Here is a 13,299-nt window from a genome sequence, read left to right on the forward strand (position 1 = left end):
CCGCCCGCTGGTCATCGTGGTCAACGACAACGAGCGCTCGTACGCCCCCACGATCGGCGGCCTCGCCAACCACCTCGCCACGCTCCGTACCACCGACGGCTACGAGCGCTTCCTCGCGCGCGGCAAGGACCTCCTGGAGCGCACGCCCGTCGTCGGCAAGCCGCTGTACGAGACGCTGCACGGCGCCAAGAAGGGCCTCAAGGACTTCATTGCGCCGCAGGGCATGTTCGAGGACCTCGGCCTGAAGTACGTCGGCCCCATCGACGGCCACGACATCGACGCCCTGGAGTCCGCCCTCCAGCGCGCCAAGCGCTTCGGCGGCCCGGTGATCGTGCACTGCCTCACCGAGAAGGGCCGCGGCTACCAGCCCGCCCTGCAGGACGAGGCCGACCGCTTCCACGCCGTCGGCAAGATCCACCCCGACACGGGCCTGCCGATCGCCTCCTCCGGCGCCGACTGGACCTCCGTCTTCGGCGAGGAGATGGTCAAGCTCGGTCACGAGCGCGCGGACATCGTCGCGATCACGGCCGCGATGCTGCAGCCGGTCGGCCTGGACAAGTTCGCCAAGGCCTTCCCGGACCGGGTCTACGACGTCGGCATCGCCGAGCAGCACGGCGCCGTCTCCGCCGCGGGCCTGGCCACCGGCGGTCTGCACCCGGTCTTCGCCGTCTACGCCACCTTCCTCAACCGCGCCTTCGACCAGGTCCTGATGGACGTCGCGCTGCACAAGTGCGGCGTCACCTTCGTCCTGGACCGGGCCGGTGTCACCGGCACCGACGGCGCCTCGCACAACGGCATGTGGGACATGTCGATCCTCCAGGTCGTCCCCGGTCTGCGGATCGCCGCCCCGCGCGACGCCGACCAGGTCCGTGCCCAATTGCGCGAGGCCGTGGAGGTCGACGACGCCCCGACCGTCGTGCGCTACTCGAAGGGCGCGGTCGGTCCGGCCGTCCAGGCCGTCGGCCGGATCGGCGGTATGGACGTGCTGCGCCGTCCCGCCGAGAGCGTCAGCCGCCCGGACGTGCTGCTGGTCTCCGTCGGTGCGCTCGCCCCGATGTGTCTGGAGATCGCCGATCTCCTCGACAAGCAGGGCATTGCGACGACCGTGGTGGACCCGCGCTGGGTCAAGCCGGTCGACGAGGCGCTGCCGGGTCTGGCCGCAGAGCACCGCGTGGTCGTCACCGTCGAGGACAACTCCCGTACCGGCGGGGTCGGTTCGGCGATCGCTCAGTCCCTGCGGGACGCCGGGGTGGACCTGCCGTTGCGTGACTTCGGCATCCCCGAGCGGTTCCTCGACCATGCCTCCCGTAAGGAGGTCATGGCGGAGATCGGCCTCACCGCGCCGGACATCGCCCGTCAGGTGACCGGCCTGGTGGCCAGGATCGACGGTCCGGCCGAGCCCGCCGGGGTCGCCCGCGACTGACGCCGCCCGCCGCGGACCGCGACACGCCGTGGACCTTCGGCCGTGGTAGGAAGCCCGATGGGCCGGACAGGCCATCCGTTCCTTCGTACGGATGTTCCGCCCGGCCCATTGGCATACCCGGCGAATCACCCTATCGGGTGAATCCCTGCCGTCCGGAGGCTCGCCGAAGCTGACTGTTTCCAGACATTGCGGAGACTCGGTCAGTTCAGGAGAGTTGCCAGGGACGTCCAGGCGGAGGTTCGCCCATGAGCACACAGCACGGCACACCACACGATTCACGTCGCAGAAGCGGTCTGTTCCGGACGAAGACTGTCGAGCAGTCGATCCTGGACACCGAGGAGCCGGAGCACACGCTCAAGAAATCCCTGTCCGCGCTCGACCTGACTGTTTTCGGGGTCGGTGTCATCATCGGCACCGGCATCTTCGTCCTCACCGGAAAAATCGCCAAAGAGCAGGCCGGGCCCGCGGTCGCGCTGTCCTTCGTCGCCGCGGGCGTGGTATGCGGGCTCGCGGCGCTGTGCTATGCCGAGTTCGCTTCCACCGTGCCGGTCGCCGGATCGGCCTACACCTTCTCGTACGCCTCACTGGGCGAACTGCCCGCCTGGATCATCGGCTGGGACCTGATCCTGGAGCTGGCCCTGGGCTGTGCGGTGGTCGCCGTCGGCTGGTCCGGCTATGTCCGCTCATTGATGGACAGCGTCGGATGGCATCTGCCGGCCGGCCTGACCGGCAGCCATGACGGGCAGTTCGGCTTCGATATCCTGGCCTGCGTCCTGGTGCTGCTGCTGACCGTCATCCTGGTACTCGGGATGAAGCTGTCCTCGCGGGTGACAACCCTGGTCGTCGCCGTCAAGGTCACCGTCGTCCTGCTCGTCATCATCGCCGGCGCCTTCCTGATCAGCGGTGCCAACTACGACCCGTTCGTACCGCCCAGCGAGCCGAGCGAGGCCGGGGGCGGACTGGGCGCTCCGCTCTCGCAGCTGATGTTCGGCTTCACGCCGTCCCACTTCGGCACCATGGGAATCTTCGCCGCGGCCGCGGTGGTCTTCTTCGCGTTCATCGGCTTCGACGTCGTGGCCACCGCCGCCGAGGAGACCCGCAACCCGCAGCGCGACGTGCCGCGCGGCATCCTCGGCTCGCTGGCCATCTGCACGGTCCTCTACGTCGCCGTGTCCGTCGTCGTCACCGGTATGCAGAAGTACAGCGAGCTCTCCACCGACGCGCCGCTCGCCGATGCGTTCAAACACCTCGGGAAGCCGTTCTTCGCCGGCGTCATCAGCTTCGGTGCGGCGGTCGGCCTGACCTCGGTCTGTATGATCCTGCTGCTCGGCCAGAGCCGGGTGTTCTTCGCGATGAGCCGGGACGGGCTGCTGCCCCGGGTCTTCTCGCGGGCCCACCCCAAGTACGGAACCCCGTACCGGTCGACCATCGCGCTGGGCGTCGTCGTCGCCGTCGTGGCCGGTTTCACCTCGATCGATGTGCTCGCCGAACTGGTCAACATCGGCACGCTGTTCGCCTTCGTCGTGGTGGCCATCGGCGTGATCCTGCTCCGCCGCTCCCGTCCCGACCTGCCCCGCACCTTCCGCACGCCGTGGGTGCCGGTCGTGCCCCTGCTGTCCGTACTCGCCTCGCTGTGGCTGATGCTCAATCTGCCGGCGGAGACCTGGGTCCGGTTCGCCATCTGGATGGTCGCCGGCTTCGGCATCTACTTCGTCTACGGACGCACACACAGCCGACTGAACCCCCGGAACCGGCAGGCCCCCAGCAGAAAGTGACCCCGGACCCGCCGGACCCGCCGGACCCGCTCGGCCTTTCGGTCCCCTAGGGGGTGCTCGAACAGATCCCCTAGGGGATGCGAGCGCCCCCTGCGGGGCCACAACGTGGCGGGGCCGGACGGTATTCCCGGGGCTCCGCCCCGTCCCCCGCGCAGGGGCTTCTGCTCGGCCCATCCCGCGCAGGGCCTACTCCTCGTCGCGCGTATCACCGGCCCCGGCCCCGTACCTGTCTCCCTCCCCGGTGCCGGCACCGGGGACGCGGGGCCAGACCGTGCGTGGGCCCGTTACGCGGGCGCCGAGGGCCTGGACGCGTTCGCGTAGGCCGCGGTCGGCGGTGACGACCAGGCAGTCCCGGTCGGCGGCCTCGTCGGCCACCAGCTGCACGATCCGGTCGTCGCCGCTGCCGGATGCCGACACCACGCGTACGCCTTCGACGGATGTCACTCCGCGGGCCGCGCCCTCCACCACCAGCACGATCTCCAGGGGTGGTGCGACCAGCCCCGGCAGCCCGCCTTCCGCATAGGCCGGCAGAGCGTCGCGCAGCCGCTCCGCGGCGCCGCGGCGGTCCCGCCACCAGCCGTTGGGCACCGAGCCGACGACATTCGCGGCGTCGACAATGACCAAGGAATCCATGCCCCCAGCCTCCCACGGCCGCCCCCGACGCCGTGCGGGCCGGCTTCCCCGGAGGGAGCCGGCCCGCACCTGCGCGTCAGCCGGTTACGCGGGCACGCTCGCCACGCCCGGGGCCAGGAACTTCTTGCCGGTCACCCGCTCGGACACACCCTCACGGTCCAGGTACGGCGTGAGACCGCCCAGGTGGAACGGCCAGCCGGCGCCGGTGATCAGGCACAGGTCGATGTCCTGCGCCTCGGCGACGACGCCCTCGTCCAGCATCAGGCCGATCTCCTGCGCGACGGCGTCCAGGACGCGGTCGCGGACCTGCGCCTCGGTCAGGACGGCATCGCCCTGCTCGAGGAGCGCGGTGACCTCCGGGTCCAGCTCCGGCTTCCCGCTGTCGTGGACGTAGAAGCCGCGCTTGCCGGCCTCGACCACGGCCTTCAGGTTGGGGGAGACCTTGAAGCGCTCGGGGAACGCCTCGTGGAGGGTCTCCGAGACGTGCAGGCCGATCGCCGGGCCGACCAGCTCCAGCAGCACCAGCGGCGACATCGGCAGCCCGAGCGGCTCGACGGCCCTCTCGGCGACGTCCACCGGGGTGCCCTCGTCGATGACGTTCTGGATCTCGCCCATGAAGCGGGTCAGGATGCGGTTCACGACGAACGCCGGGGCATCCTTGACCAGCACCGCGGTCTTCTTCAGCTTCTTGGCGACGCCGAACGCGGTGGCCAGCGCGGCGTCGTCGGTCTGCTCGCCGCGCACGATCTCCAGCAGCGGCAGGATCGCGACCGGGTTGAAGAAGTGGAAGCCGACGACCCGCTCGGGGTGCTTGAGCTTCGACGCCATCTCGGTGACCGACAGCGAGGAGGTGTTGGTGGCGAGGATCGCGTGCGCCGGGGCGACGGCCTCGACCTCCGCGAACACCTGCTGCTTGACGCCGATCTCCTCGAAGACCGCCTCGATGACGAAGTCCGCGTCGGCGAAGCCCTCGGCCTTGTCCAGCACACCGGTCACCAGGGCCTTGAGGCGGTTGGCCTTGTCCTGGTTGATCCGGCCCTTGCCGAGCAGCTTGTCGATCTCGCCGTGGACGTAGCCCACGCCCTTGTCGATGCGCTCCTGGTCGATGTCGGTCAGGACGACCGGCACCTCCAGGCGGCGCAGGAAGAGCAGCGCGAGCTGAGAGGCCATCAGGCCGGCGCCGACGACCCCGACCTTGGTGACGGGACGCGCCAGGTTCTTGTCCGGCGCGCCGGCCGGCCGCTTGCCGCGCTTCTGCACCAGGTTGAACGCGTAGATGCCGGCGCGCAGTTCACCGCACATCATCAGGTCGGCGAGGGCCTGGTCCTCGGCGTCGAAACCGGCCTGGAGGTCACCGTTCCGGGTCGCGGCGATGATGTCGAGCGCGCGGTAGGCGGCCGGGGCGGCGCCGTGCACCTTGCCGTCGGCGATGAACTTTCCGCGCTCGACGGCCTGGTCCCAGGCCGCACCGCGGTCGATCTCCGGCCGCTCGACCGTGACGTCGCCCTTGAGGACCTGTGCGGTCCACACCAGCGACCGCTCCAGGAAGTCCGCACCCTCGAAGATCGCGTCGGCGATCCCGAGGTCGAAGACCTGCTGGCCCTTGAGCTGCTTGTTCTGGTTGAGCGAGTTCTCGATGATGACCGAGACGGCCTTGTCCGCGCCGATCAGGTTCGGCAGCAGCGTGCAGCCGCCCCAGCCCGGGAGCAGACCCAGGAACACCTCGGGGAGGGAGAAAGCCGGGAGGGCCTTCGAGACGGTGCGGTATGTGCAGTGCAGACCGACCTCGACGCCGCCGCCCATGGCGGCACCGTTGTAGTACGCGAAGGTCGGCACGGCGAGCGCGGACAGCCGCTTGAAGACCTCGTGGCCGCCCTTGCCGATGGCCAGCGCGTCCTCGTGCTTCGTCAGCAGCTCGATGCCCTTGAGGTCGGCGCCGACCGCGAAGATGAACGGCTTGCCGGTGATGCCCACGCCGACGATGTCGCCGTCCGCGGCCTCCTTCTCGACCTGGTCGAGCGCGGCGCTGAGATGCGCCAGCGAGGCCGGGCCGAAGGTGGTCGGCTTGGTGTGGTCGAAGCCGTTGTCGAGGGTGATGAGGGCGAACTTGCCCGCGCCGTACGGGAGATCGAGGTGGCGGACGTGCGCGGACGTCACGACCTCGTCGGGGAACAGCTCGGCCGCGCCCTTCAGAAGTTCGGCGGTGGTGTGGGTGCTGCTCACTTGCTGCCTCCGGCGTCCTTGTGGTGCGGGTTCTCCCAGATGACCGTCGCGCCCATGCCGAAGCCGACGCACATGGTGGTCAGGCCGTAGCGGACCTCCGGCTGCTCCTCGAACTGGCGGGCCAGCTGGGTCATCAGCCGGACGCCGGAGGAGGCCAGCGGGTGGCCGAAGGCGATGGCGCCGCCGTACTGGTTGACCCGCTCGTCGTCATCGGCGATGCCGTAGTGGTCGAGGAAGGCCAGCACCTGGACGGCGAACGCCTCGTTGATCTCGAACAGGCCGATGTCGCCGATGCCCAGGCCCGCCTGGGCCAGCGCCTTCTCGGTGGCCGGGATCGGCCCGTAGCCCATCACCTCGGGCTCGACGCCCGCGAAGGAGTACGCCACCAGGCGCATCTTGACCGGGAGACCGTTCTCCCGGGCGAAGTCCTCCGACGCGATGATCGAGGCGGTGGCACCGTCGTTGAGGCCCGCGGCGTTGCCCGCCGTGACCCGGCCGTGCGTACGGAACGGGGTCTTGAGGCCCGCGAGGTTCTCCAGCGTCGTCCCCGGACGCATCGGCTCGTCGGCGGTCACCAGACCCCAACCGGTCTCGCCCACCTCGGCGTTGGTGTTGCGCACCGAGATCGGGACCAGGTCCTGCTGGATCTTCCCGTTGGCGTACGCCTTCGCCGCCTTCTCCTGCGAGCGCACCGCGTAGGCGTCCGCGCGCTCCTTGGTGAGGTGCGGGAAGCGGTCGTGGAGATTCTCCGCCGTCATGCCCATGAACAGGGCGGACTCGTCGACCAGCTTCTCGGACACGAACCGCGGGTTCGGGTCGACGCCCTCGCCCATGGGGTGGCGGCCCATGTGCTCGACACCGCCCGCGATGACGGCGTCGTACGCGCCGAAGGCGATGGAGCCGGCGGTGGTGGTGACGGCGGTCAGCGCACCGGCGCACATCCGGTCGATGGAGTAGCCGGGCACCGACTGCGGGAGGCCGGCGAGGATTCCGGCGGTGCGGCCGATGGTCAGGCCCTGGTCGCCGATCTGCGTGGTCGCGGCGATGGCGACCTCGTCGATCTTCGCGGGGTCCAGGTCCGGGTTGCGGCGCAGCAGCTCCCGGATTGCCTTCACGACGAGATCGTCGGCGCGGGTCTCGTGGTAGATGCCCTTCGGGCCCGCCTTGCCGAACGGGGTGCGGACGCCGTCGACGAAGACGACGTCCCTAGCGGTACGAGGCACGTTGGCTCTCCTCCAGGTGCGGGATGGCACTGCTGCGGGGCGCCCCCAGGGACGCTTCCCACCCACATGCTACTTACGGGTAACCAAGCTGCCCACCCCCACCGCGCGGAGCGGTGAACGTCACACCGGATGGCGGCGTGCAGGACCGGGCGCCCACACCGGGCAGCCCCGTCGACACAACAGAAGCGCCCCGCCGGAAAGGCGGGGCGACCAGCTGCAACGGGTGCCGGAAAGGGCCGGATGTCGTCGGCTCCTGGCGCGATTCGTTCCCTCGGGCGGCACGGCGGGCATAGGGAGCGCCCGCACGGGCACGCCCGGGTCAGTCGGCGTCCGGGGCAGTCAGCAGTGCCTCCGTGAGGATCGGGGTGACCTGCTCGATCTGCCAGAGGCGGGCGCCGTGGTCGGCCAGGGCGGCGGTGATCGATTCGTGGGTCGGTGCGGCCGGCGGGTTCCAGCACAGCCGGCGCACCGTGTCCGGGGTGATCAGGTTCTCCTGCGGGAGGTTCAGCTGCTCGGCGAGCGCCGTGACCGCCGCGCGGGCGGCCGACAGCCGGGCCGCGGCGGCCGGGTCCTTGTCGGCCCAGGCCCGGGGCGGCGGCGGGCCGTTGAGCGGCTGGCCGGGCTGCGGCAGCTCGCCCTCGGGCAGCGCCCGGGCGCGGTCGATGGCGGCCTGCCACTGTTCCAGCTGCCGGCGGCCCATGCGGTGCCCGAAGCCGGGCAGGGCCGCCAGGGCGTGACTGCTCTGCGGCAGATGCAGCGCGGCCTCCACGATCGCGGCGTCACCGAGCACCTTGCCGGGCGAGATGTCGCGGCGCTGGGCGACCTGGTCGCGGACCGTCCACAGCTCCCGTACGACCGCCATCTGGCGGCGTCGGCGGACCTTGTGCATACCGGACGTCCGGCGCCAGGGGTCCTTGCGCGGCGGCGGCGGGGGAGCGGCGGCGATCGCGGCGAACTCCTGCCGGGCCCACTCCAGCTTCCCCTGCCGCGTCAGCTCCTCCTCCAGCGCGTCACGCAGGTCCACCAGCAGCTCGACATCGAGTGTGGCGTAGCGCAGCCAGGGCTCGGGCAGCGGCCGGGTGGACCAGTCGACGGCGGAGTGGCCCTTCTCCAGGGCGAAGCCGAGGACGTTCTCCACCATCGCGCCGAGGCCGACCCGGGCGAAGCCGGCCAGCCGTCCGGCCAGCTCGGTGTCGAACAGCCGGGACGGGACCATCCCTATGTCACGCAGGCACGGAAGGTCCTGGGTGGCGGCGTGCAGCACCCACTCGGCGTCGCCGATCGCCTCGCCCAGCGCCGACAGATCGGGGCAGCCGACCGGGTCGATCAGCGCGCTGCCGGCGCCCTCGCGGCGCAGCTGGACGAGGTAGGCGCGCTGGCCGTAGCGGTAGCCCGAGGCCCGCTCGGCGTCGACGGCCACCGGGCCGGTACCGGCCGCGAAGGCGGCCACGACCTCGGCGAGCGCCTCGTCCGTGGCGGTCACCGGGGGGATGCCCTCACCGGGCTCCAGGAGGGGGACCGGCGCCGGCCGGGTGTCCGGAGGAGGCGGGTCTCCGGCTGCTCGCAGTGTCGTGTCTGTCGTGTCTGCTGCGGTCTTTTGGGCGTCGGTCACCAGTCAAGGGTATCTGTGTATGTACGTCGCCCGTCGAGGGAAGGTTCCCTCGACGGGCGAGCGGGTCGGGCGAAGGGGTGGCGGTCGGGTGAAGGGGGTCAGTGGATGATGCCGGTGCGCAGCGCGACCGCGACCATTCCGGCCCGGTCGCCGGTGCCCAGCTTGCGGGCGATCCGGGCGAGATGGCTCTTGACGGTCAGTGCCGACAGCCCCATCGAGACGCCGATGGCCTTGTTGGACTGGCCCTCCGCCACCAGCCGCAACACCTCGACCTCACGGCCCGACAGCTCGCGGTAGCCGCCGGGGTGTCCGGGCGCGCCCGGTGGACGGCGCTGCAGGCGGGCCGCGTTGGCACCGATCGCCGAGGCGCCGGGGCGGCCGGGAATGCCCAGGTTTGTGCGGGTTCCGGTGACGACATAGCCCTTGACGCCGCCGGCCAGGGCGTTGCGTACGGCGCCGATGTCGTCGGCCGCGGAGAGTGCGAGGCCGTTGGGCCAGCCGGCCGCCCGGGTCTCGGACAGCAGCGTGAGGCCGGAGCCGTCGGGAAGGTGGACGTCGGCAACGCAGATGTCGCGAGGGTTGCCGACGCGGGGACGAGCCTCCGCAATGGACGATGCCTCGATCACGTCACGCACTCCGAGGGCCCACAGGTGGCGGGTGACGGTGGAGCGGACGCGAGGGTCGGCGACGACGACCATGGCCGTCGGCTTGTTCGGGCGGTAGGCGACCAGGCTCGAAGGTTGCTCGAGGAGAACAGACACCGGGCCTCCTGGGGGAGTGGCAGGGACGGAAGCCGGCTGGGGGGAGCCGGAATGATCCGTATTTGAAGGGTCACTGACCTCTTCGGCAGCAAACCGGCGGGACTTTAGACTTTGATCACGATTTAGTTAGGGGCAATTCGGGCAAATCGGATGGGTGATCGATCAGGTGTGGACACGGAGTGCATACCGAGGTGATCAGAGCCGTACGCGAACGTGATCAGACGGGCACACCGAGGCGGGCGCGGTGAGGATGGGCGCCGAGGGGGGCCGGGCCGCTAGGGCCTGACCCATCGGACAGGCCCTAGCGCGGCTGTGCTCCCCGGCGCTGGGGCAGCGGGACCACCCCGCCGCGCGGCGCCGTGTCGGGCGTGACCGGCGGCAGCCCCGCCACCTGGCACAGCAGGTCGCACCACGCCGCGAGGTGCGCCGCCAGGTCCGGCACCCCGCCGGGGCCCTCGGCCGGCGTCCAGGACGCCCGGATCTCGATCTGGGTCGCCGGCTCGCGGGCCGCCAGCGCACCGAAGTAGGTCGAACCGGCCCGGGTCACCGTGCCGCTCGGCGCCCCGTACTCCACTCCGCGGGCGTCCAGCGCACCCGTCAGCCACGACCAGGAAACCTCCGGCAGCAGCGGATCCGCGCCCATCTCCGGCTCCAGCTCCGCCCGCGCCAGCGTCACCACCCGGAAGGTGCCCTGCCAGGTCTCGTCCCCGGCCGGGTTGTGCAGCACCACCAGCCGTCCGTCCGCCAGATCCCGGTCCTCGTCGCCCGGCCCCGCGCCGTGCTCGACGACCGCCGCCTCCAGCGCGTACGCGAACGGGGCGAGTCGTTTCGGCGCGGGCGTCGGGTCGATCTCGATCTCCGGCCGCAGCCGTGCCGACCGGAGCGCCTCGACCGCCTGACGGAAGGGGATCGGGACCTCGTCCGCGCTGTCCGCGAGGTGTTCGTGAGCCGCAGCCATGCCCGGAAGAGTAGGCCGAACCGGGCCCGCATACGCGGAGGACACCCGGTGCGCGCGTCGCCCGTTCGGAGGCGCTCCGGGGCCCGTGCGAAGATTTGGGCGTGAGTGCCAACCACCTCCCCCGAGCTCTCCACTCCGAGCGAGCAGGGGGCACCCCCATCGCGGGCCAGCAGACCGGTACCTACGACTCGGCCTTCCTCAAGGCCTGCCGGCATGAGCCGGTGCCCCACACCCCGGTGTGGTTCATGCGCCAGGCCGGGCGCTCACTGCCCGAGTACCGCAAGGTCCGCGAGGGCATCGCGATGCTCGACTCCTGCATGCGGCCCGAGCTGGTCACGGAGATCACCCTGCAGCCCGTCCGCCGCCACGGCGTGGACGCCGCCATCTACTTCAGCGACATCGTCGTCCCCCTCAAGGCGATCGGCGTCGACCTCGACATCAAGCCCGGTATCGGCCCGGTCGTCGCGAAGCCGATCCGCACCCGGGCCGACCTCGCGCAGCTGCGCGACCTGGAGCCCGGCGACGTCCCGTACGTCACCGAGGCCATCGGCATGCTCGTCCGCGAGCTGGGCGGCACCCCCCTCATCGGCTTTGCCGGCGCGCCGTTCACGCTCGCCAGCTACCTCGTCGAGGGCGGCCCGTCCCGCAACCACGAGCACACCAAGGCCCTCATGTACGGCGACCCGCAGCTCTGGGCCGACCTGCTCGACCGCCTCGCCGACATCACCGCCGCCTTCCTCAAGGTCCAGATCGCCGCCGGCGCCGGCGCGGTCCAGCTCTTCGACTCCTGGGTCGGCGCGCTCTCCCCGGCCGACTACCGCCGCTCCGTGATGCCGGCCTCCGCCAAGGTCTTCCGCGCCGTCGAGGGCCTCGGCGTCCCGCGCATCCACTTCGGCGTCGGCACCGGTGAACTCCTCGGCCTGCTGGGCGAGGCCGGCGCGGATGTCGTCGGCGTCGACTGGCGGGTCCCGCTGGACGAGGCGGCCCGCCGGGTCGGCCCCGGCCGGGCGCTCCAGGGCAACCTCGACCCCGCGGTCCTCTTCGCTCCCCGCGAGGCCGTCGAGACCAAGACCCGCGAGGTCCTCGACGCGGCCGCCGGCCTCGAGGGACACATCTTCAACCTCGGCCACGGCGTCCTGCCGACCACCGACCCGGACGCTCTGACCCGCCTCGTCGAGTACGTACACACGCGGACGGCCCGCTGAGCCCAGGCGAGGCCCGCCCTGCGGGCGGACGACGGGAGTTCGACGACAGGCCCTAGCGTTCCAGGACGAGCGCCAGGCCCTGGCCCACGCCGATGCAGAGGGCGGCGAGGCCGGTGCCCGAGCCGAGGGCGGCGAGCTGGTGGGCGACCGCGCCCGCGAGGCGGGCTCCGGACGCGCCGAGGGGGTGCCCGATGGCGATGGCCCCGCCGCGCGGGTTCACCACGGACGGGTCGAGGTCCGGCCACTGGGCGACGCAGCCCAGCGCCTGGGCTGCGAAGGCCTCGTTGAGCTCGAAGGCCGCGAGATCGGCGAACCCGCGGCCGGAGCGCTCCAGCGCCCGCCGCACCGCCTCCACCGGGCCCAGGCCGAAGAGCTGCGGCTCGACGCCGGTCACCGCGCTCGCACGGATACGGGCCAGCGGTTCGCGCCCCGTGGCCCGCAGGCCCTCCTCGTCCGCCAGCAGCAGGGCCGCCGCACCGTCGTTCAGCGGGGAGGAGTTGCCCGCGGTGACCGTCCCTCCGGCCGTCCGGAACACCGGCTTCAGCCTGGACAGGGACTCCAGGGAGGAGCCCTCCCGGATCGTCTCGTCCCGGGCCAGATCCACGTCCGGCAGCGGTACGACCTCGGCGTCGTAGGCGCCCTCCTGCCAGGCACGGACCGCCTTCTGATGGCTGGCCAGCGCGAAGACGTCCTGCTGCTCGCGGGTGATGCCGTGCCGGTCGGCGATCAGCTCGGCGCCCTCGCCCAGCGCCACCGTCCACTCCGGGCGCATCCGCGGATTGACCATGCGCCAGCCCAGCGTCGACGAGAACATCTCCTGATGCCCCGCCGGGAAGGCCCGCTCGGGCTTGCGCAGCACATACGGCGCGCGGCTCATCGACTCCACCCCGCCCGCCACCGCGACGTGCGCATCGCCGAGCGCCAGGCCGCGGGCCGCGTGGATGACCGCCTCCAGGCCGGACCCGCACAGCCGGTTCACGGTCACACCGGGGACGGTCACCGGCAGTCCGGCCAGCAGCACCGCCATCCGCGCCACGTTCCGGTTGTCCTCGCCCGCGCCGTTCGCATCGCCGAAGCAGACATCGTCGATCCGTGCCGGGTCGAGGCCGGGGGTACGGTCCACCAAGGCTTTGAGCACATGGGCGGCGAGATCGTCCGGCCGCACCTCGGCCAGTGCGCCGCCGTACTTGCCGACGGGGGTCCGTACCGCATCGACGATGTAGACATCGCGTACGCGTGGATCGCTCATGCAGGCCCTTTCGCTGCGCTTGGCTGGCTTCCCACGTTGTCGGCCGTCCCGCCGCGGGTGTTTCTCGCCGTTGCGCCTGCGGCGGGCGTGGGTGGGTCGGGCGCGGGTCCGCCCCTCCGGACTTCGTCCTGCGGAGCGGCCCCTCCCGTTGAGGGGGAGTGAAGACCCTCGGTGGGGGTGTACGCAAGTGGTCCACTGCGGACACGTACGGGATCACGGCCACCCCCACCGGTCCTT

The 13,299-nt window shown here is 71.5% G+C and carries 10 protein-coding genes; 3 read left to right on the plus strand and 7 right to left on the minus strand.

Annotated elements, in window-relative coordinates; genetic code table 11:
* Together AZE13_RS11205 and AZE13_RS11210 are read left to right on the plus strand one after the other, a co-directional pair.
* Positions 1-1,423 (plus strand): 1-deoxy-D-xylulose-5-phosphate synthase N-terminal domain-containing protein (locus AZE13_RS11205; RefSeq protein WP_066929712.1); only part of this gene is annotated, 1,423 nt, incomplete at its 5' end.
* Between the two features lie 245 nt (positions 1,424-1,668).
* The gene (locus AZE13_RS11210) at positions 1,669-3,198 is read left to right on the plus strand and encodes an amino acid permease (RefSeq protein WP_066929714.1); all 1,530 of its coding nucleotides are present in this window, start codon (positions 1,669-1,671) and stop codon (positions 3,196-3,198) included.
* A gap of 186 nt (positions 3,199-3,384) precedes the next feature.
* Here AZE13_RS11210 and AZE13_RS11215 read toward each other — a convergent pair whose 3' ends face one another.
* The 6 genes from AZE13_RS11215 to AZE13_RS11240 form a co-directional block, all read right to left on the minus strand.
* A complete protein-coding gene (locus AZE13_RS11215; RefSeq protein ID WP_066929717.1) occupies positions 3,385-3,831 on the minus strand; it encodes an NTP pyrophosphohydrolase in 447 nt (148 codons plus the stop codon).
* Positions 3,832-3,915: 84 nt separating this feature from the next.
* Entirely contained in the window at positions 3,916-6,054 is a 2,139-nt protein-coding gene (locus AZE13_RS11220; protein ID WP_066929720.1) for a 3-hydroxyacyl-CoA dehydrogenase NAD-binding domain-containing protein, read from the minus strand.
* Complete coding sequence (locus AZE13_RS11225) at positions 6,051-7,277, minus strand: thiolase family protein (RefSeq protein ID WP_066929722.1); 1,227 nt, start codon at positions 7,275-7,277, stop codon at positions 6,051-6,053. The genes AZE13_RS11220 and AZE13_RS11225 overlap by 4 nt, the downstream gene beginning before the upstream one ends.
* A 319-nt stretch (positions 7,278-7,596) precedes the next feature.
* The gene (locus tag AZE13_RS11230; protein ID WP_079123901.1) at positions 7,597-8,889 is read right to left on the minus strand and encodes a ribonuclease D; all 1,293 of its coding nucleotides are present in this window, start codon (positions 8,887-8,889) and stop codon (positions 7,597-7,599) included.
* 98 nt (positions 8,890-8,987) lie between these two features.
* The gene (locus AZE13_RS11235; RefSeq protein WP_066929724.1) at positions 8,988-9,650 is read right to left on the minus strand and encodes a response regulator transcription factor; all 663 of its coding nucleotides are present in this window, start codon (positions 9,648-9,650) and stop codon (positions 8,988-8,990) included.
* A gap of 301 nt (positions 9,651-9,951) precedes the next feature.
* A complete protein-coding gene (locus AZE13_RS11240; RefSeq protein WP_066929726.1) occupies positions 9,952-10,608 on the minus strand; it encodes a DUF3000 domain-containing protein in 657 nt (218 codons plus the stop codon).
* A 158-nt stretch (positions 10,609-10,766) separates the two neighbouring features.
* Here AZE13_RS11240 and hemE point away from each other — a divergent pair, with 158 nt between their 5' ends.
* A complete protein-coding gene (gene hemE, locus AZE13_RS11245; RefSeq protein ID WP_079123947.1) occupies positions 10,767-11,813 on the plus strand; it encodes a uroporphyrinogen decarboxylase in 1,047 nt (348 codons plus the stop codon).
* Between the two features lie 52 nt (positions 11,814-11,865).
* Here the strand turns inward: hemE and AZE13_RS11250 are convergent, their stop codons facing one another.
* Positions 11,866-13,062, minus strand: a complete 1,197-nt coding sequence (locus AZE13_RS11250) for a thiolase family protein (protein WP_066929730.1) — start codon at positions 13,060-13,062, stop codon at positions 11,866-11,868.
* Positions 13,063-13,299: the final 237 nt, after the last annotated feature.

Source organism: Streptomyces sp. NBRC 110611 (assembly GCF_001590865.1).
Classification (GTDB): Bacteria; Actinomycetota; Actinomycetes; order Streptomycetales; family Streptomycetaceae; genus Streptomyces.